We start from the raw sequence: 20852 nt of genomic DNA, 5'->3' as shown, positions 1-20852 counted from the left end.
ATTCACCCCGGCTTTTTCATGGTTAGGCTGATCCGCTTTTTCTTCTCGTCTACCTCCAGGACCCAAACGGTGATGATATCCCCTACGGTGAGCAGTTCGGAGGGGTGCTTCACTCGCCGGGGCAGCTTAGAGATGTGGACCAGGCCATCCTGATGTACACCGATATCCACAAAGACGCCGAAATCAATAACGTTGCGCACGGTGCCCTGAAGCTCCATGCCCGGCTTTAGGTCTTTGGCCTCCATAACATCAGTGCGGAGGATGGGGGGCGGCAGCTCGTCCCGGGGATCCCGGCCCGGCTTCATCAGCTCTTTGATGATGTCGGACAGGGTAGGAAGTCCTGCTCCGCATCTCTCTGCCAGTTGGGCAAGCCCGATGGCCTCCGCCCTGGCCTTCAATTCCGACAGTTCCCCTGCCTTCACGTCGTCCAGCGTATAGCCGCACTCCGCCAGCAGCTTTTCCGCGGCTCCATAGCTCTCCGGATGGACGCCGGTGTTGTCCAGCACGCTGCCGCTCTCCGGCACCCGGAGAAAGCCGGCGCACTGCTCAAAGGCCTTGGGGCCCAGCTTTGGCACCTTCAAAAGCTGCTTCCGGGCGGTAAAGGGGCCATTTTCTTCCCGGTAGGCCACTAGATTCTTGGCGGTGGCGGCGGTCAGGCCGGACACCCGCTGGAGCAGGGAGGGGGAGGCGGTATTGGCGTCCACTCCCACCGCGTTGACACAGTCCTCCACCACACCGTCCAACGTTTCACCCAGCCTGGCCTGGGGCATGTCGTGCTGGTACTGGCCTACGCCGATGGCCTTGGGGTCGATCTTCACCAGCTCGGCCAGGGGGTCCTGGAGCCGCCGGGCAATGGATACGGCGCTGCGCAGGTTTACATCGAACTGGGGAAACTCCTCGGCGGCCAGTTTGCTGGCCGAGTAGACGGAGGCCCCCGCCTCGCTGACAATCATGTAGGACACTCCACCGCCTATCTTTTTGATGAGCTCTACCGTCATCTGCTCGGTTTCACGGCTGGCGGTACCGTTTCCGATGGCGATATGCTCCACCCCATATCTCTTGATGAGAGCGGCCAGCTTGGCGATGCACTCCTGCTTCTGCCGCTCCCCGTGGGTGGGATAGACCACCGCCGTGTCCAGCACTTTTCCGGTGCCGTCCACCACCGCCACCTTGCAGCCCATCCGGTAGCCAGGATCCAGCCCCATGGTGACCTTGCCCTTGACTGGGGGCTGCATGAGTAATGGCTTCAAATTTAGGGCAAACATATGGATGGCTCCCTCGTTGGCCTGGTCAGAGAGGGTACTGCGGATCTCCCGCTCCATAGAGGGCTGGATGAGTCGGTCGTAGGCGTCGTCCGCCGCGTTGCGGACGAACTCCATAGCGGCGGCCCCAGGGACAGTGAGGCGGCGGACAGCGACATGGGCGGTCTCCGGGTCCAGTTCCACCGATACCTTCAAAATACCCTCCCGCTCTCCACGGTTGACGGCTAGCACCTGATAGCCTTGGAGGCGCCCTACGGGACACTTAAAGTCATAATAAAGCCGGTACACACTATCCTCCGGCTCCTTGTCCGCCGCCCGTGAGACCAGCACGCCCCGTCGGAGATACAGGTCCCGGAGCTCCTTGCGAATCTCCGCGTCGTCCGAGATAAGCTCGGCGATGATATCGCTTGCCCCCTGAAGGGCGTCCTCCAAAGTTTCCACGCCTTTCTCCAGATCGACAAAATCTGCTGCCGCCTCCTCCGGTGTCACGGCAGGCCCTTTGCCAAACAGCAGCAGAGCCAGGGGCTCCAGCCCCCGTTCTCTGGCTGCGGTGGCCCGGGTGCGCCGCTTTTGTTTATAGGGACGGTAAAGGTCCTCCACCTCGGCCAGAGTTATCGCCCTATCGACGGCAGCCGCCAGGTCTTCGGTGAGTTTGCCCTGGTTCTCGATAGATGCCTTTACCTCCGACTTTCTGGCTTCCAGATTGCGCAAATACTGGAGCCGGTCCGCTAATTGGCGGAGCAGCTGGTCGTCCATGGAGCCGTGGAGCTCTTTTCGATACCGGGCGATAAAGGGGATGGTGGCTCCCTCGTCGATAAGGTTGACCACATTTTTTATGTGTGCTTCGCTGCGGCCCAGCTCACGGGCTAGGGCCTGAATGATAGCGTCCATAGCATTCTCCTTGGTGAAAAATTTTGGGGTGGCGGGGCGTTACGGCTGGAGCGTCGATTTGTAATAGGTCCCAAAATCGGCCAGGGCGTCGATAATGGGCAGCATCTCTTTTCCCAGCTCGGTTAGGCCATACTCCACCCGCGGGGGCATGGTCTGATAGTCCCGGCGATAGGCGAGGCCGTCATCGATCATCTGGCGCAGGCTGTCCGTCAGCACCTTCTGGGAGATCCCGTCCAGATCCCGCTGCAGCTCGTTGAAGCGCCACGGGCGCGCCTTCAAATTGCGCAGGATCAGCAGCTTCCACTTCCCGCCAATTAAGGATACCGCGGTGGCCACTGGACAGGCCGGAAGTTCCTCCTTCGTTTTCATGGCGATACACCTCCGGGCACAGTATAGCACATCGTTTTTCGCGTGTACAGTTATAAAAAGGTGCGTACTTGTAGCCGAGTATGCGGTGGCTGTACACTAAAGGCACGCAAGGCGACTTGCAAACAAGATTTGGAGGTCAAAACCATGACAAACTACACGAAAATCAACATTGGGACTGAGGACCGCGCCGAACTACATGATAAGCTGGGCCTGACCGGCGCGGAGGTCAGCGTCAACCGGCTCCCCGCTGGGGCGGGGGTGCCCTTTGTACATTCCCACAGGCGAAACGAGGAGATCTACGGTATCCTGGCGGGAGCGGGCAGGGCGATCATCGACGGAGAGAACGTCTCCCTCGCCGCTGGGGACTGGCTGCGGGTCGCCCCGGCTGCCAAGCGACAGTTCTCCGCGGCGGAGGATTCCGGCGTCACCTATGTCTGCATTCAAGTCAAGGAGGGCTCCCTGGGCGGCTTCACCGCGGAGGACGCCGTCGTGCACTGAATCAAAGAAGCGGTCAAGGTGGCACAGGGACTGCCCTGACCGCCCCCCTTGACGGGAAGTGATGCGCCTGTGGGCATCCAGTATGGTGCAACAACTCGGCACGCCACAAGTCCTGCTTTCCTTTTCTAAGACGCTGTGCTATAATATTCCCGCCTCAGGTGCCCGGTTTCCGGGAGAATAGGGAAGAGACGTATGTCCACGGTCACGCCGCTGTGAGAGGGGAGCCTACCCCCGATGTGCCGCCGGCATCTGCCGGGAAGGCGGGGGAGCGGGTGGAGAGCCTTGAGTCAGAAGACCTGCCTGGGAGCTTGCTTGCCCGCGCCGCGAGTGACGGCAAGGGCGGAAGGAAAATATTATGAGAAACAGGAAAACCCTGCTGGCGGCCGCAGCGCTGATGATCGTCGCCGCCCTCATGGCCGGCCTCTGGTACTTCACCAGGCCCCAGACCCAGGTGGGCGACAAGACTGTGGTGGTGGAGGTGGTCCACGGGGACGAGAGCGCTAAGGAGTTTACTTACCACACTGACGCCGAGTATCTGGGTCAGGTGCTGGTCGAGGAAAAGCTTGTGAAGGGCGAGAGCAGCCAGTTCGGCTTATATATTACTACAGTAGACGGGGAGACCGCCCAGGAGAGTGAGAACCAGTGGTGGCGCGTCACCCAGGACGGCGAGATGGTGAACACCGGAGTGGACACCACCCCGGTCCAGGACGGCGACCACTTTGAGCTGACTTTGTCTACCTATTGACCATGGGAGAGAGGAGACCCCTCAACGGGGCGAAAAAAGTGGTGCTCTGTGGACTGATGGCCTCCACGCTGACGGTGTTGAAGATGGTCCTGTCCCCTCTGCCCAACATCGAGCCGGTCTCCCTGCTCATCCTGGTGTACGCTCTTGTTTTTGGAAGGCAAGTCCTCTCGATCATCCTTCCCTTTGTGGTGGTAGAGGGACTGCTGTACGGCTTCAACCCTATGTGGTGGTTAGGCTATCTCTATGTCTGGCCCCTGTGGGGCCTGATCTGTACCAAGCTGCCTCCGGGCCGCCCGCTGTTACTCGCAATGGCAAGCGGCACCTTTGGACTGGCCTTCGGGGCGCTGATGTCGGTCCCCTATTGGGTCACCGGCGGCCCCTGGGCGGCCCTGTCCTGGTGGATATCCGGTATCCCGGCGGACCTGCTCCACTGTGGGGGAAATTTTGTCCTGGCCCTGGTGTTGGCCGACCCGCTGTATCAGGTCCTGTGTAAGTTGCGGGACAAAGTGTTCCGCTGAATCATGCCGAAGAAGGAGAACGACCATGGAGGAACAGATCAAAAGGCTTCAGGAGTGGATCGACGGGAGCGAGTCCATTGTCTTTTTCGGCGGGGCTGGAGTGTCCACCGAGAGCGGCATTCCTGACTTCCGAAGCGTAGACGGCCTGTACAACCAGAAGTATGACTATCCCCCGGAGGAGATTTTGAGCCGCACCTTCTTTGACCGAAGGCCGGAGGAATTTTACCGCTTCTACCGGGACAAAATGCTCTGCCTGGATGCCCGGCCCAATACGGCCCACCGGAAGCTGGCCCAGCTGGAGCGAGTGGGTAAGCTCCGCTCAGTGGTCACCCAGAACATTGACGGGCTGCACCAGATGGCCGGGTCAAAGCGGGTGTGGGAGCTGCATGGCTCGGTCCACCGGAATTTCTGTATGCGCTGTAAAAAGCCCTATCCCGTGGAATTTATACGTGACAGCCAGGGGATACCCACCTGTTCCTGTGGGGGGACGGTGAAGCCTGATGTGGTCCTCTATGAGGAGTCGCTGGACAGCCGGGTGCTGGAGGGAGCTCTGGCCGATATCCAGCAGGCGGACCTGCTCATCATAGGGGGCACTTCGCTGGCGGTCTACCCGGCGGCCAGTCTGGTGAACTACTACCGGGGAGACCGGCTGGTCCTCATTAACAAGAGCCCCACGCCATACGACAGGCGGGCGGACCTAGCCATCGCCGGACCCATTGGAAGGATATTGGAACAGATACAGGCAGAAGGATAGAGCACAGAGGGGGCGGGCCCATGGGCCCGCCCCCTCTGTGTTCAATGTGATATCTCAATGGCGCTGGTGGGGCAGCTCTCGGCGGCCTCCTGGACCTGGCCTTCCCACTCTGGCAGGATCTCGTCCCGGGCGGCGGCCACCCCCTCGTCCGTCATAAGAAAGGCGGTGGGGCAGATACCGGTGCACAGGCCGCAGCCGATACAGTTTTCATTTACATGGGCGGTCATACAGGCTCCTCCTTATCATAGAGTTTCCATAGTATGGCGCTATCCCCGTGTTTTATTCTTGATTTGCCTGAAGATCGATTCAAAGAATCCATCATCTTAGCAGCGTATTTGGCCCCTGTGAACAGATCCCTCTGCCTGCATAGACGCAATATCTTTACGGAGGGCGTGGCCTCCAAGGGAAAAAATTTTGCCATTTGCCGAAAAAACAGGGACGGGGAGAGAAAATTTGTGGATTTCACGGCGGATTTTCCTTGACGGGAGGGAGAGAAAATGCTATAATCTCAACTTGCGGTGGTAGGGGCTATTGCGCCCTTTTACCCGATGACTGCTTCTGAAACAGGAGGGAGGAGGGCACCGGAATGCTGAGTGAACTGAACAGCGCCGATAAGGTGGCAGGGGCCAAGCAGGTCAAGCGCGCCCTCAACGACGGGCGGGCTAAAAAGCTGTTCCTGGCCGCCGACGCAGACCCCCGGGTCACCGAGCCGCTGGCGAGGCTGGCCAAAGAAAAGGAAGTCCCGGTGGAGGAGGTCTCCACCATGAAAGAGCTGGGCGCCGCCTGCTCCATTGCAGTGGGCAGTGCAGTGGCTGTCCTGCTGTGATTTGATTTTAATGGAATAAGATTTCCTTATTCTGTTAAAATATATTACGCCCCCTCAGGGGCAGATTTTCAGAAAGGAGGAAAACCATGCCTACTTTTAACCAACTGGTACGCAAGGGACGCCAGCAGGTGACTTACAAGTCCACCTCTCCCGCCCTGCAGCACGGTCTGAACACCCTGAAGAACAAGAGCACTGATCTGCCTTCTCCCCAGAAGAGAGGTGTGTGCACCGCGGTCCGTACTTCTACTCCTAAGAAGCCGAACTCCGCTCTGCGTAAGATCGCCCGTGTGCGTCTGACCAACGGCTACGAGGTCACCGCCTATATCCCCGGTGTTGGCCACAACCTGCAGGAGCACTCCGTGGTCATGATCCGCGGCGGCCGTGTCAAGGACCTTCCCGGTGTGCGTTACCACATCATCCGCGGCACTCTGGATACCCAGGGCGTCAACGGCCGTATGCAGGCCCGTTCCAAGTACGGCGCCAAGCGTCCCAAGGCCGGCAAGAAGTAAGAGGGTTACTTCACACTGAAATTGCATTGTGCGTTTGCGCAAGGCAACCCCGCCTTGCCGAGCGTTTACCTATATATTGTTAGGCAGACCTCGGACAGGCATTACACGGATCGTTTGCGAAACGGTTCGAGTACCTATGATTTCTAATTTTATAAGAAGGAGGGAAGCAAAGTGCCCAGAAGAGGAAATGTACCCAAGCGGGAGGTTCTGCCTGATCCGCTTTACAACTCCGTCCTGGTTACCAAGCTCACCAACAGCATCATGCTGGATGGCAAGAAGGGCGTGGCTCAGAAGGTGGTCTACGGCGCCTTTGACATCATCAAGGAGAAGACCGAGAAGGACCCCATGGAGGTCTACACCCAGGCTCTCGAGAACATCATGCCCTCCCTGGAGGTCAAGGCCCGCCGTGTAGGCGGCGCTACCTACCAGGTGCCCATCGAGGTCCGGCCTGAGCGTCGTCAGACCCTGGGTCTGCGGTGGCTGACCGCCTATGCCCGCAACCGCGGCGAGAAGACCATGAAGGAGCGGCTGGCCGGCGAGATTATGGACGCTGCCAACAACACCGGCGGCGCCGTGAAGAAGCGTGAGGACACCCACAAGATGGCCGAGTCCAACAAGGCTTTCGCTCACTATCGCTGGTAATCTAAGAGGAGACAAAGTATGCCTAGAAAAGTTTCTTTGGAGAATACCCGTAATATTGGTATCATGGCCCACATTGACGCGGGTAAGACTACCACTACCGAGCGTATTCTCTACTACACCGGCGTCAACTACAAAATTGGCGAGACCCATGAGGGTACCGCCACCATGGACTGGATGGCCCAGGAGCAGGAGCGCGGCATTACCATCACCTCCGCCGCCACCACCTGCTACTGGAAGGGAACCAAGGATCAGTTCCCCCAGACTCGTATCAACATCATCGACACCCCGGGCCACGTGGACTTCACCGTGGAGGTGGAGCGCTCCCTGCGCGTGCTGGACGGCTCTGTGACCGTCATGTGCGCCAAGGGTGGTGTGGAGCCTCAGTCTGAGACTGTCTGGCGCCAGGCCGACCATTATAAGGTCCCCCGTATGATCTACGTCAACAAGATGGACATTATGGGCGCCGACTTCTACAACGTGCTCAACATGATCCACGACCGTCTGAAGTGCAACGCCGTGCCCATCCAGCTCCCCATCGGCAAGGAGGAGACCTTCAAGGGCATCATCGACCTGGTGGAGATGAAGGCTGACGTCTACTACGACGAGGTAGGCAAGGATATGCGGGTGGAGGAGATCCCCGACGATATGATGGAGCTGGCCCAGGAGTACCGCACCAAGCTGCTGGACTCTTGTGCCGACATTGATGAGGAGATCATGGAACTTGTCCTGGAGGAGCAGCCTGTTCCTGAGGATATGATCCGTCGCGCCATCCGTAAGGGCACCATCGATAACCTGATGGTCCCCGTGGTGTGCGGCACCTCCTACAAAAACAAGGGTGTGCAGAAGCTGCTGGATGCCATTGTGGACTATATGCCCTCTCCCATCGACATCCCCGCCATTAAAGGTGTCAACCCTGATACTGAGGAGGAGGATGAGCGTCCCGCTGACGACAACGCCCCCTTCTCCGCTCTGGCCTTCAAGATCGCCACCGATCCCTTTGTGGGCCGCCTGTCCTTTGTGCGTGTTTACTCCGGCGTGCTGAACACCGGCACCACCGTTTTGAATTCCACTAAGAGGCAGAAAGAGCGCATTGGCCGCATCCTGCAGATGCACGCCAACCACCGGGAGGACATTGAGTGCTGCTACTCCGGCGACATCGCCGCCGTGATCGGCCTGAAGAATTCCACCACCGGCGACACCCTCTGCGACGAGAAGGCTCCCATCATTCTGGAGTCCATGGAGTTCCCCGAACCCGTGATTCGTGTGGCTATTGAGCCCAAGACCAAGGCCGGTCAGGAGAAGATGGGCATTGCCCTGATGAAGCTGGCCGAGGAGGACCCCACCTTCAAGACCTACACCGACGAGGAGACCGGCCAGACTATTATCGCCGGTATGGGCGAGCTCCATCTGGAGATCATCGTGGACCGTCTGCTCCGGGAGTACAAGGTGGAAGCCAATGTAGGCGCTCCCCAGGTGGCCTATAAGGAGACCATCAAGAAGAGCGTGGAGCAGGATACCAAGTATGCCCGTCAGTCCGGCGGTAAGGGCCAGTACGGCCACGTCCGCATCACGGTGGAGCCCAACGAGTCCGGCAAGGGCTATGAGTTCCTGAACGAGATCACCGGCGGCGTCATCCCCAAGGAGTATATCCCCGCCGTTGACGCTGGTATCCAGGGAGCCATGCAGGCCGGTGTTCTGGCCGGCTACCCGGTAGTGGATGTGAAGGTACACCTGACCTTCGGCTCCTACCACGAGGTGGACTCCTCTGAGATGGCATTTAAGATTGCCGGCTCCATGGCCTTCAAAGAGGCCTGCCGCAAGGCCACACCCATTCTGCTGGAGCCCATCATGAAGGTTTCCGTCATCGTGCCCGACGACTATTTGGGCAATGTCATCGGTGACCTGAACAGCCGCCGCGGCCAGATCCAGGGCCAGGAGAGCCGTCCCGGCGCCACCCAGATCGACGCCCTGGTGCCTCTGGCCAATATGTTTGGCTATGCTACCGACCTGCGTTCCAGCACCCAGGGCCGTGGCCAGTACTCTATGGAGCCCCACAGCTATGTGGAGATCCCCAAGAGCATCGCCGACAAGATCATTGCCGAGCGCGGCCGCAACACCCAGGATTAATTCCGGGTGTGTTGGAAAATAGGGTTGCATTTGCGCTCAGAATAGGATAAAATGTCCCTGATGCGATGGAACCCACGCAAGTTACGTCTATAACTGTAATATAAGGAGGAAATTCCAATGGCTAAGGCAAAATTTGAGCGTACTAAGCCCCATGTAAACATCGGCACCATCGGTCACGTTGACCACGGCAAGACCACCCTGACTGCCGCCATCACCAAGTACCTGGCTCTGCAGGGCAAGGCCCAGTATGAGGATTACTCCAGCATCGACAAGGCTCCTGAGGAGCGCGAGCGCGGCATCACCATCAACACTGCCCACGTGGAGTATGAGACTGACAAGCGTCACTACGCCCACGTCGACTGCCCCGGCCACGCCGACTATATCAAGAACATGATCACCGGCGCTGCTCAGATGGACGGCGCTATCCTGGTTATTGCCGCTACCGACGGCCCCATGGCTCAGACCAAGGAGCACATCCTGCTGGCCCGTCAGGTAGGCGTGCCCGCTATTGTTGTCTTCCTGAACAAGTGTGACCAGGTGGACGACGAGGAGCTGCTGGAGCTGGTGGAGATGGAGGTCCGTGAGACCCTGTCCTCCTATGAGTTCCCCGGCGACGAGATCCCCATCATTAAGGGTTCCGCTCTGAACGCTCTGACCTGCGAGTCTGGCGATGTGAATGATCCCGACTTCGCCTGCATCAAGGAGCTGATGGATGCTGTCGACGAGTATATCCCCACTCCTCCCCGTGATGACTCTCTGCCCTTCCTGATGCCCGTCGAGGACGTGTTCACCATCTCCGGCCGCGGCACTGTGGCTACCGGCCGTGTGGAGCGTGGCCAGCTGAAGGCCGGCGAGACCGTCGAGATTGTGGGCCTGTCCGAGGAGAAGAAGAGCACCGTGGTCACCTCCATGGAGATGTTCCGCAAGACTCTGGACTTCATCGAGGCTGGCGACAACGCTGGCTGCCTGCTGCGCGGTATCGCTAAGACCGACATCGAGCGTGGCCAGGTGCTGTGCAAGCCCGGCTCCATCCATCCCCACACCAAGTTCAAGGGCCAGGTTTACGTCCTGTCCAAGGACGAGGGCGGCCGTCACACCCCCTTCTTCAACAACTACCGGCCCCAGTTCTACTTCCGTACCACCGACGTGACCGGCATCATCACTCTGCCCGAGGGCACTGAGATGTGCATGCCCGGCGACAACGTGGACATGGACGTGGAGCTGATCACCCCCATCGCCATCGAGCAGGGCCTGCGTTTCGCCATCCGTGAGGGCGGCCGTACCGTGGGTTCCGGCGTCGTCATCGGCATCAACGAGTAAGTTTCCTATCAAAAGAGCGGACTTCTGAAGAGGCCCGCTCTTTTTCTATTATGAAACAGGAGGCGAGCGGTGTGGAATATAACTACGAAAAAGTGGCCCAGTCCCTGAGGCTGATGTATGTGGGCAATATGATTATAATTGCCAGTATTCTATGTACGATCCTTGCGTGGATTATCCCGCCCTTGATATTTTTAGTGTCAATGGCGGTCTTGGGGGGGACGGTCATTTCGTTAGTGGGCTTGGTGAAGCTGCGCAATGAGCACCAGGCATATAGGAACGCGGTGATCACTCTGGTCATCGTGTTTGTAGTCGGCCTGTTCGCGAATGATGAAACAATTTTCGGTGCCCTGATGAGCATGGCCCAGGATATCTGCAACCTGCTCATGACTTATTTTGTAATTAAGGGGACCAATGCGGTTTTACAGTCAAGGGGCGCTGCCGGCCAGATGGAGCTGGGAAAAAAGGCATGGAGATGGCAGCTCATTTCCTTTGGGGCAGCGTTCCTGTCCGGGGGGATTACGCTGTTGTGCCTGCTGCTTTCTGGCAGTCTCTTGGATTCTCCGTCACTCATCTTGCCCTTAATCTCGGTGTTTGCAAGTTTGGCAATATCCCTGGTGGCGTTGGTGTATTATCTGCGTTATCTCAAGCAGAGCAGCGAATTTCTTATCTGACCTGGTTTGGGGGCGTTTGACCTGAGGGGAGAACGCCCCCATTATTCGTATGGATGGATAGGACGTTGAAAGCTCCCACAATATTTTTTCAAGAGGGGGGTTGACAAGGAGACGGGGAGCGGCTATAATAATCCCAACAATTAGACAGCGGTAAACCTTTGAGAAAGAGGAGTAGCCGGTGCGGCAAACCTGAAGAGAGTCCCGGAGGGTGAGATCGGGGCGGGGAGCGGCCGAGTGAATGGACTTTCGAGGGCGGCTTGAACGGGAGACCTAGTAGATGCCGACGGGGACCCACCCGTTATCCATCGGGCACGCGTGATGGCGCGTGAAGCGAGCGGACGTGCAAACGTCAATTTGGGTGGTATCGCAGGAGTACAGCTCTTGTCCCATATTATGTGGGATAGGGGGCTGTTTTTTTATACTCTGAAACAAAGGCCGCCGGCAACGGCCCCTCCATCACCCACCCAAACCAATCTAAGCCCAAACCGGGCAAATAATGGAGGTAAATACCATGAAAAAGAACAGCACTTTGAAGAAGCTCCTGGCTGCGGCCCTGTCCCTGTCCCTGGCGCTGACCCTGGCCGCCTGCACAGGAGCCGGAAATGACTCCGGCAGCTCTGGCGCTTCCAGTTCCGATGGGACCGCCGCGGGAGGAAGTTCCGCCTCTGCTGCAAAGACGGAGTATAAGATCGGCTTGGTCAAGTATATGGACCACGCCTCTCTGGATCAGATCGAGAAGAACGTCCAGAAGGAGCTGGATGCCAAGAGCGCCGAGCTGGGAGTGACCTTCAATTACGCCGACTATACCTATAATGGGCAGGGGGACGGCACCACACTCAATCAGATCGCCGCCCAACTGGTGGCTGACGGGGTAGATGTGGTCGTGCCCATCGCTACGCCGGCCGCCCAGGTGATGCAGTCTGTAGTCACCGATGAGGACATCCCAATCATCTTCGCTGCGGTGTCCGATCCTGTCACCGCTAATCTGGTCCAGGACATGGACGCTCCTGGCGGTACCATCACCGGCGTCAGCGACGCCCTGAACACCGAGATGATCATGAAGATGATGCTGGCCGTAGACCCCGACATCCAGACCGTGGGCCTGCTCTACTCCAAGTCTGAGGATTCCTCCAAGAAGCCTATCGAGGAGGCTAAGGCCTTCCTGGATGCCAGCGGTATCTCCTATGTGGAAAAAACCGGCACCAATACTGACGAGGTCAACTCCGCTGTGGACGCCTTGATCAGCGCCGGTGTGGAGGCCATCTTCACCCCAACGGATAACACCGTGATGCAGGCCGAACTGTCTATTTTTGAGAAGCTGAACGAGGCTAAGATCCCTCACTATACCGGTGCCAACTCTTTCGCCCTGAATGGCGCTTTCTTTGGGTACGGCGTTGACTATGACGATTTGGGGGCCGAGACCGCCGATATGGTGGTGGACCTGCTGGTGAACGGGGCTGACCCCGCCACCACTCCTGTGGTCATCCTGGCCCACGAAGCGGCCACCATCAACACAGAAACCTGTGAGGCCATCGGTCTGAGCCTAGATGATGTGAAGGCTGCCTTTGCCACCCTTGGTATCGGCGTGGTGGAGATTACCACCGCCCAGAGCTTCAGCTGAGTCCATTCTGTAAAACCTCGGTCTGGGGACGCCGCCCAGTGCGGCGTCCCCAGTACCGCCATAAGGAGGAATCCCTGTGCCCGCTATTTTATCCCTGCCAGCCCTCCAGACTGCACTAGAGGTGGGGGCGATTTACTCCCTGGTGGCCATGGCCCTGTTCATTAGCTTCTCGATTCTTAATATTGCCGACCTGTCCACAGATGGCTGCTATACTCTGGGGTTTGCCGTAGGGGCAACTGTCACTTTGGCCGGGCATCCCCTGCTGGCCCTGCCCGCCGCCATGCTGGCTGGAGCCTGCTCCGGCTTTGTCACCGCCTTTCTCCAGACCAAGCTTGGGGTGGAGAGCATCCTGGCTGGCATCATCGTCAACACAGGGCTTTACACCGTCAACCTGGCGGTGATGGGCTGGTCCTCCAACCTGTCTATCTACGGCAGTGATTCCCTATTTACGCTGTGCAAGGAGCTTTTTCCCTGGGAGTGGTGGGCTAAGTGGCATGAGCTGGTGGTGCTGGCGGTGATCCTTCTGGTGGCCGCCCTGTTGGTAGTCCTTTTTTTCCGCACCCGGCTGGGCCTGTCTATCCGGGCCACAGGGGACAACGCGGACATGGTCCGGGCTTCCTCCATCAACCCCTCCTTTACCATTACTGTGGGACTGTGTCTGTCCAATTCCCTCACAGGGCTGGCGGGCTGCCTGATTGGACTTCTAAACAAGAGCTGTGACATCAATCTGGGTACCGGAATGGTGACAGTTGCCCTGGCCTCCCTGATCATCGGGGAAAGCTTAATGGGCCGGGGCTCCATTCCCCGCCGGGTGTTCGGAGTCATTCTGGGGGCCTGTCTGTACCGCATCATCATCGCCGTCGCTATCAGTACCAGCATCGTGCCTACCGAGGGCTTCAAGCTGGTGTCTGCCCTGATTGTGGCCGTGGCCATCGCCGCCCCACAGGGAAGAAAGCTGATCGCGTTGCAGCGGCAGAAGCTGGCCGCCAGAAAGAGAGGGGGCGGAGTCAAATGCTGAAGCTGGACCACATCTCCAAGACCTTCAATCCAGGAACGCTGAATGAGAAGAAGGCCTTAGACCAGGTGGACCTCCACCTGGAGCGGGGAGACTTCGTCACAATCGTAGGCTCCAACGGGGCGGGCAAGTCCACCCTGTTCAACGCCATCGCCGGCAGCTTTCTCGTGGATAGCGGCTGCATTCTCGTGGACGGCCAGGATATCACTTTCATGGCCGAGCACAAGCGATCCAAGCATATTGGACGGCTGTTCCAGGACCCCATGCGGGGGACTGCGCCCCACATGACGATTGAAGAAAACCTGACCCTGGCCGCCGGGAGCGGCGGCTGGTTCGCCCCCCTGACACAGAAGGACAGACAGCGATTCCGGGACCAGCTGGCTCTGCTGGATATGGGATTGGAGGACCGAATCAAGCAGCCGGTGGGGCTGTTGTCCGGCGGACAGCGCCAGGCCCTGACCCTGCTCATGGCTACCATGAATCCGCCATGGCTTCTCTTATTGGATGAGCACACCGCCGCCCTGGATCCTGCCACGGCGGAGAAGGTGTTGAAGATCACACGGGAGGTTGTGGCGGAAAACAGGATCACCACCCTGATGGTCACCCACAATATGCAGCAGGCACTGGAGCTGGGCAATCGCACCCTGATGATGGACTCCGGCCGCGTCGTGCTGGACATCCAGGGGGAGGAGCGGAAGGGAATGACAGTGTCTGACCTGCTGGCACGCTTCAAGGCAGGGGTGGGCAGGGGCCTGGACAACGACCGTATTTTGCTCTCCTGAGAGGGCAGATTTCACAGTTTTTTTACAGACTTTTGCCTCAATCTGTGCTATCCTGTCCATAGAGATATAGGGGGCCTCCCCGCCGGAAAGGATTGAGAGTATTGAATGTGATATCTCTGCTGACACCAAAGACAAACGTGGCCTGGCTCTATGAGGACTGGACCATCCGCCAGGGGCTGGAGAAGCTCCGTTTCCACGGCTATACCGCTATCCCAGTGCTGGCCAAGGATGGGAGCTATGTGGGTACAGTCAGCGAGGGGGATTTCCTCTGGTGCCTGTTGGACCAGGGGAGCGGGGATATCCAAACTCAGGAGAAGCAGCCCCTCCGCAGGGTAATCCGCCCCGGCTTCAATCCGGCGGTACGCATCGATGTGGCCCTGGAGGAACTGGTGGAGCGCGCTCTGCGCCAGAGCTTTATCCCCGTGGTGGACGACCGAGGCGCTTTTGTGGGCATTGTGACCCGCCAAAATATCATCAAAAGACTTACTGTCCTGAACGTGGAGCAGCCCGCTGCCCATATGTAACAGGATCTGCTACTGAACCTTCACAGGGCCGCCACAGATGTGGCGGCCCCAAATTTTTTCTTTTGTGGTGAGATTTTTACCGCCTCTGGCGGATATTACTGAATGAAAGGCCTTTCAAACAGAGACTTCCAAGGAGGTGAGCGGCTTTGACCCAGGAAGAGTTCAGCCGGGCGGCTCAGACCTATGGCGACATGATCTATCGGGTGGCCTACCACGCTCTGGGCTGCCGGGAAGACGCCGAGGACGTGATGCAGACGGTCCTGCTTCGGCTTTTTGAGCAGAAAGCAGAGTTTGAGAGCGAGGACCATATGAAGCATTGGCTCCTGCGGGTATCGGTGAACGAGAGCCGCAAAATGCTCCGCTCTTTTTGGCGGCGCACTGCCGTCCCGCTGGAGGAATGGCATGAGCTGACCGCACCCGAGGACCGGGAGCGGGCGGAGCTGATGGGGGCGGTGATGGCCCTGGAGCCGAAATACAGGCTGGTCATATATCTCTACTACTACGAGGGGCTGAGTGTGGCCGAGACGGCCGCCGCCCTGCGTGCCAATCCATCCACGGTGCAGACCTGGCTGCTCCGGGCCCGGGCCCGGCTGCGAAAGGAATTGTCCGAGGAGGAAGAGAAGGAGGGAAGTGTCTATGTTCGACCCCAAAGTGTACCGTAACGCATGCCGGGAGCTCAACGCTTCCGAGGAAAAGATCAAGGAGATCATCGCCATGACTGAAAACAAGGACCGTAAGAACTCCCGCCGAACTATGCGGACCATATTGGTGGCCTGCGCCGCCATCACTATGATGGTAGTGGGGGTGGGGGCAGCCAACCCAGAGGCCGCCCAGGAGATATTCGGACAGATCGTGTCCGTCATCAAGGTGGACCAATACCGACAGGACATGATCATGGATACCGGCGAGCATATTACCACCTTAGAAGTACCCCAGGCCACGGTAGAAAACAGGGATGGACAGGCTATTCTGGTAGTAAACGGGGAGGAAGTGGATATCACAGAGGAGCTTGAGGCAGACGGCAGCTATGTGTACGACAGGACTACATTCGGAACTCATTTGAGAGTCACGGTGGAGGGTAACGTGGAGAAGTGGGAGATGGCCGTGTCCATCGGGGAGGCCGATGGAGAGGAGTACGGGACCGTCTACTATGACAGTGAAACCGTAGAGGACGCACTGGGCGGCTCCTTTATGAACGGGCTTCCTTTTGAACAGGTCGAGGCGGAGCAGGAAGAGGGCATGGTTACCATTATCGGGAACGGTGAGAATGACGCCAGCCCACGGACATCGGGAACACTGAACCAGAAATGACAAACAGCGAGGGCGTGTCCAGTGGGAGAGATAGGGTTCCAAGAAGTTTTTCTGTCTCATATCTTCCAGATGTCGCTTTATCATAGCACTTCCTCTAGGACTTTTCATGTCGGGCTGGTAAGCCTGTGGCGTCAGTCGTGCCAATGAAACCAGCAACTACACAGTTCCATCCATAAATCTTACCCTTGAAATGAGAATGAAGGGGGACATAGTCCCCCTTCATTCCAATTTTTATGCGCCAGATCTCTATATGTATTCTTTTATCTTGTGGCACATAAGATTCCAGACCCTAGATTCAGCTCTTCAGACGACAGTGGCAGCAGATTAACCAATCAGATTGATGAATACACGGATAGCCAACAGAACTGTGACCACAAAGATGACAGCAAAGATGATGTTTAGGTAAAGTCGATTAGCGTGGTCACCCATGAACTTCTTATCCGAGGTGATTCTCCAGATAATGCCGCAGATAATAGGCAGCAACAGACCGTTCAAGGCCTGGGCCATGATGACCAGTTCCGCGGGGGAGGCTCCGAATAGGAAGATGAAAATCAGGGGAATACCGGCACCTAGGATCATCCAGAGACGGCTGCGAGGAGCCTTCATATCCTCTTCCTGATCGGTGGCCTGATTATACAACATAGGTAACAACTCAATGCGGAACAGACCGGAGGAGAAGGCGGCGGCCCATAGGCCCAGAGAGAACAGAATACCGGCATAGCGGCCCAGAATAGGAGTCAGTTGAGCGGCCATGTCGGAGGCGCTGCTGACAGTGATACCTAGGGGGAACAGGTTAGTGGCTGAACAGACAACGATAGCGCTGGTGATTAGGGCGGTGACAATGCAGCCAAACACCAGATCGAAGTGGGCCATCTTCATTTTAGTTTCCTGAGGCAGACCGGCCTCGAAGGAGCCCTTCTTGAAGTAGCGCTGCTTGTGCAAGGCGGACAGGGAAACCGGAATGTCCGGTACCATGGTGGTAGCCAGCATAGCCAGGACTAGCATGTAGTCACCATTAGGAATCTGGAAGGAGAAGCCCTCGGACACCAGGTCAGACATATTGGGCTGAGAACCAATAGCGGTGGCGACGAAGGCGACGACCATCAGAATGACCAGTACCTTGGTAAAGCTTTCCAGAATGCCGTAGCGGGAGGTCCAGGCCAGCACAAACGCCAGCCCAATCATGATAGCCGCCCATGCGATCAGAGAGATTTGAGGGACAAAGTAGTTCATAGCCATAGCGGCGCCGGTGAAGTTGCCCGCCTGGAAAATCAGGCAGCCGAACATGATGCAGTAGTACAGGACCATTGCCCATATTTTACCGAAGCGCATACGCACCGCTTCCATGATGGTGACTTCCTTGGCCAGAGCCACGCGGATAGCGGGCAACTGGTAAAAGAAAGAGGCTAGGGCGGCCAGGATAATGACCCACAGGAGCTTGTAGCCATAGCTGGCGCCCATGGAAGAAGCGGTGGTGACACTGCCGGGTCCGACCACAACGGCTGAGATGACGATGGCGGGGCCAACGGCTTTCAAATAGTCCATCGCGCTGGGCTTTTTCGCTTCGTTCATACGTTGTACTCCATTTCCTTTTAGATTTTGGGGGGCTGATGTTCTCCTTACAACTTGCTGCTGTCTATGTCGCTGATGAGCATATAGCCTGGGGAATGAGAGATCAGAAGGTCAGGTTTAGCCTGAGTGGCTACGTTCTGGGGTGTGACACCGCAGGCCCAAAAGACTGGAACCTCGTCAGGACCGATATCCAGCGGATCACCATAATCAGGGTGGAGCACATCCTTGATACCGATGGCATCAGGATCGCCAATCTGGACGGGAGCGCCGTGGGCGTAGTCCATGGGTTCTGTGATTTTGACAGCCAAGTCCACCAGTTCCTTCTTGACCGGGCGCATGGACACCACATAATTGCCGTGGAACAGCTTACTAGGCTTGCAGGCGATATTGGTATCAAACATAGGAACCCGCTTATTCTCTTCGTAGTGCTTTAGCGGGATACCGGCTTCCACCAGCCTGGATTCAAAGGTGAGGCTGCAGCCAATGAGGAAGCCTACCATGTCCTCATTCCAATAGCCGCTGACATCCTTGACTTCCTCCTCGAATACACCGTTACGGTAGATGCGGTAGAGAGGGATATCCGTAGTGATATCAGCCCCCTCCGCCATCTTGTGAGAGATGGGAGAGCCTTGGTCAAAGACCTCTAAGATGGGGCAGGGCTTAGGATTCTGCTTCATAAATTGGAGGAAATCTTCGCCATAGCGGCGGTGCAGGATAACCAAGTTGCCCTGGATGTAACCAGGGCACAGCCCGGCGGTGGGGAGCACTAACTCCCCAGTGCGGAATTTCGCCCGCAACTCAGCGGGAGAGAGGGAACTGTAGTCTTGCATGATATCCGTCCTTTCTGCCATATCTCTGCTCCGCAGTCATCATTGGGCAAAGTTTTTGATCTGGATGCCTTCACGATGGAAAGCGGCTTTCAAGGCTAACACAAATTCCACTGCGTGGGCTCCGTCACCATGGACCAGAATGCTCTCTGCCTTGATGCCGATATCCTTCCCAGCAGAGGTGGTGACCTTCCCCTCCTTGACCATCCGGATCACCCGGGCCACGGCTTGGTCCGCATCTTTGATCATATCGCCGGGCTGTCCCCGGGGGACTAGTGAGCCATCCTCCATATAACCCCGGTCCGCAAAGGCCAAGGATACAGTTGGAAGCCCCATGTGGTCCGCTACATCCTTCAGGCAGGAGTTGCCGTAGTACAGAATACGGATAGAATCGTCGAAGCTGGCGGTGGCCTCACATACCGCACGGGCGGTATCCATATCGGCCTGGGCTACGTTTCCCAGGGCGCCGTGGGCACTAATGTGGAGCAGAGGGACACCGGCAGCCTTGGTAAAGGCGTAAAGGGCACCGATCTGGTAAGTAATAAAGTCCCGTAACTCTTCCTTTTTCATAATCATCCGCCGCCGTCCGAAACCCTGCAGATCAGGGTAACTGGGGTGTGCACCCACGCCCACGCCGTACTCTTTGGCCAGAGCCACCGTGTGAGCCATAACCACTGGATCACCGGCATGGAGGCCGCAGGCCACATTGGCTGAAGACACATGGCGCATGATCTCGTCATTTGCTTCCAGGGTATAGTTGCCGAAGCTTTCACCCAGGTCGCTGTTCAGATCTACTTGGTACATATGGTTCCTCCTTGCTTCTGTTTTCAGATGAAAATACAAAAAGGCAAAGACATCTTGTCAGGATATATCCCGAAAGACGTCTTTGCCTTTGCCGCCTACAGTATAGACCTGTATCCAAAGATAGTCAATGGGATTTGTGATATCTCAAATGATTCTGTAGCACATTCTAAAAGCCGAGGTCTTACTTATACCTATTTCTATAAGAATCCTAAAACTTTTCAGCTGGAATCTGTGGATCCAAGCGGCCTTTTCATTTTGCTGGGGAAATGCCTACACAGTAAGTGTTGCCATTGACGCTTACCCGGTAGATGGACTTAAAGTCCTGGTCATAGACCTGACGTAACCGCTCATACTGGGCCCTCTGAGCCAGATAAAGTTCCTGCGCCAGATCCAACTTGATCGCTTGGAACCGAATTTTATCACCGGGAGCGCACTGAGCGACCAGGGGGATATCCACCGAGATGATATTGGCGATCTTGGTATAGCCGCCGGAGCCCTGGTGCTCACTCATCATGATGATGGGCTGTCCGCTGCCGGGTATCTGGACTGCGCCCAAGGGAATGCCGTCGCTGATGATGTTGGCATCCGTGCTGTGCTCTACCTTGGGTCCGTTGAGTCGGTATCCCATACGGTCAGATTTCTCATCCACGGTAAAGGTGCTGTTTAAAAAGGTATCCAGTCCTTCCTTAGTAAAGCGGTCGTCCTGGGGACCTAATATGACCCGGACAGTAATTTCTTTGGAAATAGGGGGTTGAGGTGGCAGACGGCGGACCGCCAGATTTGGAATCTGGGCCCTAGGAGAGGCAAAGGGAATGGTATCTCCGGCAGCCAGCTTTCTGCCCTGAAATCCGCCAAGTCCAGATCGGAGCAAGGTGGATTTACTTCCATAGAGAACCGGGACATCCAATCCCCCAGCCACAGCCAGATAACCTCGGCAGCCTGCGCGGGCTGGCCCTATCTGGAGTACGCTGCCTGCCTTAGCTGGCCAGGCCTGCCCTAGTGGGACAGGAACTCCATCCAATGTAGCGCCCATATCAGCGCCAGTTAACGCGAACACATTGTCCTGGGTAAACTGGAGCTTAGGGCCCAAAAAAGTCATTTCAAGAACGCCCTCACCCAGGTCATTGCCTACCAGCAGGTTAGCCAGGCGCATTGAGTGGAGGTCCATAGCTCCCGCGGGGGACATTCCAATGCGCTGGTGGCCAAAGCGGCCTTCATCCTGAACGCTGGTCAGAGGACCAGGAGAGATCACTTTGAGTCCCAT

At 57.2% G+C, this 20852-nt stretch carries 23 protein-coding genes and 1 riboswitch; of the genes, 16 read left to right on the top strand and 7 right to left on the bottom strand.

Going from position 1 to position 20852, the window contains the following annotated elements; genetic code table 11:
* Nucleotides 1-2: 2 nt before the first annotated feature.
* Nucleotides 3-2153: a Tex family protein gene (locus H8S11_RS07465; RefSeq protein WP_186852709.1), complete on the bottom strand. Its 2151-nt coding sequence runs from the start codon at nt 2151-2153 to the stop codon at nt 3-5.
* A 39-nt stretch (nt 2154-2192) separates the two neighbouring features.
* Complete coding sequence (locus tag H8S11_RS07460; protein WP_147570669.1) at nt 2193-2522, bottom strand: winged helix-turn-helix transcriptional regulator; 330 nt, start codon at nt 2520-2522, stop codon at nt 2193-2195.
* Between the two features lie 144 nt (nt 2523-2666).
* Here H8S11_RS07460 and H8S11_RS07455 point away from each other — a divergent pair, with 144 nt between their 5' ends.
* The 4 genes from H8S11_RS07455 to H8S11_RS07440 all read left to right on the top strand — a co-directional run bounded on the left by H8S11_RS07455 (nt 2667) and on the right by H8S11_RS07440 (nt 5037).
* The gene (locus tag H8S11_RS07455) at nt 2667-3020 is read left to right on the top strand and encodes a cupin domain-containing protein (RefSeq protein WP_186852708.1); all 354 of its coding nucleotides are present in this window, start codon (nt 2667-2669) and stop codon (nt 3018-3020) included.
* Between the two features lie 139 nt (nt 3021-3159).
* Nucleotides 3160-3338: riboswitch (cobalamin riboswitch) on the top strand.
* 37 nt (nt 3339-3375) lie between these two features.
* Nucleotides 3376-3765, top strand: coding sequence for a DUF4430 domain-containing protein (locus H8S11_RS07450; RefSeq protein WP_186852707.1), 390 nt, complete (start codon nt 3376-3378; stop codon nt 3763-3765).
* Nucleotides 3766-3767: 2 nt separating this feature from the next.
* Nucleotides 3768-4283, top strand: a complete 516-nt coding sequence (locus H8S11_RS07445) for a hypothetical protein (RefSeq protein WP_186852706.1) — start codon at nt 3768-3770, stop codon at nt 4281-4283.
* 25 nt (nt 4284-4308) lie between these two features.
* Complete coding sequence (locus H8S11_RS07440; protein ID WP_186852705.1) at nt 4309-5037, top strand: NAD-dependent protein deacylase; 729 nt, start codon at nt 4309-4311, stop codon at nt 5035-5037.
* A gap of 41 nt (nt 5038-5078) precedes the next feature.
* Here H8S11_RS07440 and H8S11_RS07435 read toward each other — a convergent pair whose 3' ends face one another.
* On the bottom strand, nt 5079-5264 hold the full coding sequence (locus H8S11_RS07435; RefSeq protein WP_147570664.1) for a ferredoxin: 186 nt from the start codon (nt 5262-5264) through the stop codon (nt 5079-5081).
* 359 nt (nt 5265-5623) lie between these two features.
* Here H8S11_RS07435 and H8S11_RS07430 point away from each other — a divergent pair, with 359 nt between their 5' ends.
* From H8S11_RS07430 to H8S11_RS07375, 12 genes are all read left to right on the top strand, one after another.
* Entirely contained in the window at nt 5624-5863 is a 240-nt protein-coding gene (locus tag H8S11_RS07430) for a L7Ae/L30e/S12e/Gadd45 family ribosomal protein (RefSeq protein WP_147570663.1), read from the top strand.
* Nucleotides 5864-5949: 86 nt separating this feature from the next.
* On the top strand, nt 5950-6372 hold the full coding sequence (gene rpsL, locus H8S11_RS07425; protein ID WP_147570662.1) for a 30S ribosomal protein S12: 423 nt from the start codon (nt 5950-5952) through the stop codon (nt 6370-6372).
* Nucleotides 6373-6543: 171 nt separating this feature from the next.
* The gene (rpsG, locus tag H8S11_RS07420) at nt 6544-7014 is read left to right on the top strand and encodes a 30S ribosomal protein S7 (protein ID WP_147570661.1); all 471 of its coding nucleotides are present in this window, start codon (nt 6544-6546) and stop codon (nt 7012-7014) included.
* An 18-nt stretch (nt 7015-7032) separates the two neighbouring features.
* Nucleotides 7033-9141, top strand: coding sequence for an elongation factor G (gene fusA, locus H8S11_RS07415; protein ID WP_147570660.1), 2109 nt, complete (start codon nt 7033-7035; stop codon nt 9139-9141).
* A gap of 117 nt (nt 9142-9258) precedes the next feature.
* The gene (gene tuf, locus H8S11_RS07410) at nt 9259-10461 is read left to right on the top strand and encodes an elongation factor Tu (protein WP_147570659.1); all 1203 of its coding nucleotides are present in this window, start codon (nt 9259-9261) and stop codon (nt 10459-10461) included.
* Between the two features lie 71 nt (nt 10462-10532).
* Entirely contained in the window at nt 10533-11132 is a 600-nt protein-coding gene (locus tag H8S11_RS07405; RefSeq protein WP_186852704.1) for a hypothetical protein, read from the top strand.
* A 511-nt stretch (nt 11133-11643) separates the two neighbouring features.
* Nucleotides 11644-12753 (top strand): ABC transporter substrate-binding protein, encoded by a 1110-nt coding sequence (locus H8S11_RS07400; RefSeq protein ID WP_147570657.1) that lies wholly within the window; start codon nt 11644-11646, stop codon nt 12751-12753.
* Between the two features lie 76 nt (nt 12754-12829).
* Nucleotides 12830-13771 (top strand): ABC transporter permease, encoded by a 942-nt coding sequence (locus H8S11_RS07395; RefSeq protein ID WP_186852703.1) that lies wholly within the window; start codon nt 12830-12832, stop codon nt 13769-13771.
* On the top strand, nt 13765-14550 hold the full coding sequence (locus H8S11_RS07390) for an ABC transporter ATP-binding protein (RefSeq protein ID WP_186852702.1): 786 nt from the start codon (nt 13765-13767) through the stop codon (nt 14548-14550). The genes H8S11_RS07395 and H8S11_RS07390 overlap by 7 nt, the downstream gene beginning before the upstream one ends.
* Before the next feature lie 92 nt (nt 14551-14642).
* The gene (locus H8S11_RS07385) at nt 14643-15074 is read left to right on the top strand and encodes a CBS domain-containing protein (RefSeq protein WP_243200982.1); all 432 of its coding nucleotides are present in this window, start codon (nt 14643-14645) and stop codon (nt 15072-15074) included.
* A gap of 146 nt (nt 15075-15220) precedes the next feature.
* Nucleotides 15221-15736: an RNA polymerase sigma factor gene (locus tag H8S11_RS07380; RefSeq protein ID WP_186852701.1), complete on the top strand. Its 516-nt coding sequence runs from the start codon at nt 15221-15223 to the stop codon at nt 15734-15736.
* A complete protein-coding gene (locus tag H8S11_RS07375) occupies nt 15711-16385 on the top strand; it encodes a hypothetical protein (protein ID WP_186852700.1) in 675 nt (224 codons plus the stop codon). Before H8S11_RS07380 ends, H8S11_RS07375 begins: the two co-directional genes overlap by 26 nt.
* Before the next feature lie 324 nt (nt 16386-16709).
* Here H8S11_RS07375 and H8S11_RS07370 read toward each other — a convergent pair whose 3' ends face one another.
* From H8S11_RS07370 to H8S11_RS07355, 4 genes are all read right to left on the bottom strand, one after another.
* Nucleotides 16710-17957, bottom strand: a complete 1248-nt coding sequence (locus H8S11_RS07370) for an Nramp family divalent metal transporter (RefSeq protein WP_186852699.1) — start codon at nt 17955-17957, stop codon at nt 16710-16712.
* Between the two features lie 47 nt (nt 17958-18004).
* Nucleotides 18005-18787, bottom strand: coding sequence for a putative hydro-lyase (locus tag H8S11_RS07365; protein ID WP_186852698.1), 783 nt, complete (start codon nt 18785-18787; stop codon nt 18005-18007).
* A 39-nt stretch (nt 18788-18826) separates the two neighbouring features.
* Nucleotides 18827-19588, bottom strand: a complete 762-nt coding sequence (locus tag H8S11_RS07360; RefSeq protein WP_186852697.1) for a LamB/YcsF family protein — start codon at nt 19586-19588, stop codon at nt 18827-18829.
* 250 nt (nt 19589-19838) lie between these two features.
* Nucleotides 19839-20852 (bottom strand): 5-oxoprolinase subunit C family protein, encoded by a 1014-nt coding sequence (locus tag H8S11_RS07355; RefSeq protein WP_186852696.1) that lies wholly within the window; start codon nt 20850-20852, stop codon nt 19839-19841.

This window comes from Flintibacter hominis, assembly GCF_014287965.1.
Taxonomy (GTDB): domain Bacteria; phylum Bacillota; class Clostridia; order Oscillospirales; family Oscillospiraceae; genus Lawsonibacter; species Lawsonibacter aceti.
Note: the sequence above shows the minus strand (reverse complement) of the source record. Positions and strands in the feature narration are given on the sequence as shown.

Excerpts from the sequence above, each read along its gene's own strand:
- H8S11_RS07355 (WP_186852696.1), bottom strand. The coding sequence starts at position 20,852 with ATGGGACTCAAAGTGATCTCTCCTGGTCCTCTGACCAGCGTTCAGGAT.
- H8S11_RS07435 (WP_147570664.1), bottom strand. The coding sequence starts at position 5,264 with ATGACCGCCCATGTAAATGAAAACTGTATCGGCTGCGGCCTGTGCACC.
- H8S11_RS07390 (WP_186852702.1), top strand. The coding sequence starts at position 13,765 with ATGCTGAAGCTGGACCACATCTCCAAGACCTTCAATCCAGGAACGCTG.
- H8S11_RS07450 (WP_186852707.1), top strand. The coding sequence starts at position 3,376 with ATGAGAAACAGGAAAACCCTGCTGGCGGCCGCAGCGCTGATGATCGTC.
- H8S11_RS07360 (WP_186852697.1), bottom strand. The coding sequence starts at position 19,588 with ATGTACCAAGTAGATCTGAACAGCGACCTGGGTGAAAGCTTCGGCAAC.
- H8S11_RS07375 (WP_186852700.1), top strand. The coding sequence starts at position 15,711 with ATGTTCGACCCCAAAGTGTACCGTAACGCATGCCGGGAGCTCAACGCT.
- H8S11_RS07455 (WP_186852708.1), top strand. The coding sequence starts at position 2,667 with ATGACAAACTACACGAAAATCAACATTGGGACTGAGGACCGCGCCGAA.
- H8S11_RS07465 (WP_186852709.1), bottom strand. The coding sequence starts at position 2,153 with ATGGACGCTATCATTCAGGCCCTAGCCCGTGAGCTGGGCCGCAGCGAA.
- fusA (WP_147570660.1), top strand. The coding sequence starts at position 7,033 with ATGCCTAGAAAAGTTTCTTTGGAGAATACCCGTAATATTGGTATCATG.
- H8S11_RS07430 (WP_147570663.1), top strand. The coding sequence starts at position 5,624 with ATGCTGAGTGAACTGAACAGCGCCGATAAGGTGGCAGGGGCCAAGCAG.
- rpsL (WP_147570662.1), top strand. The coding sequence starts at position 5,950 with ATGCCTACTTTTAACCAACTGGTACGCAAGGGACGCCAGCAGGTGACT.
- H8S11_RS07370 (WP_186852699.1), bottom strand. The coding sequence starts at position 17,957 with ATGAACGAAGCGAAAAAGCCCAGCGCGATGGACTATTTGAAAGCCGTT.
- H8S11_RS07365 (WP_186852698.1), bottom strand. The coding sequence starts at position 18,787 with ATGCAAGACTACAGTTCCCTCTCTCCCGCTGAGTTGCGGGCGAAATTC.
- H8S11_RS07445 (WP_186852706.1), top strand. The coding sequence starts at position 3,768 with ATGGGAGAGAGGAGACCCCTCAACGGGGCGAAAAAAGTGGTGCTCTGT.
- H8S11_RS07440 (WP_186852705.1), top strand. The coding sequence starts at position 4,309 with ATGGAGGAACAGATCAAAAGGCTTCAGGAGTGGATCGACGGGAGCGAG.
- H8S11_RS07400 (WP_147570657.1), top strand. The coding sequence starts at position 11,644 with ATGAAAAAGAACAGCACTTTGAAGAAGCTCCTGGCTGCGGCCCTGTCC.
- tuf (WP_147570659.1), top strand. The coding sequence starts at position 9,259 with ATGGCTAAGGCAAAATTTGAGCGTACTAAGCCCCATGTAAACATCGGC.
- H8S11_RS07460 (WP_147570669.1), bottom strand. The coding sequence starts at position 2,522 with ATGAAAACGAAGGAGGAACTTCCGGCCTGTCCAGTGGCCACCGCGGTA.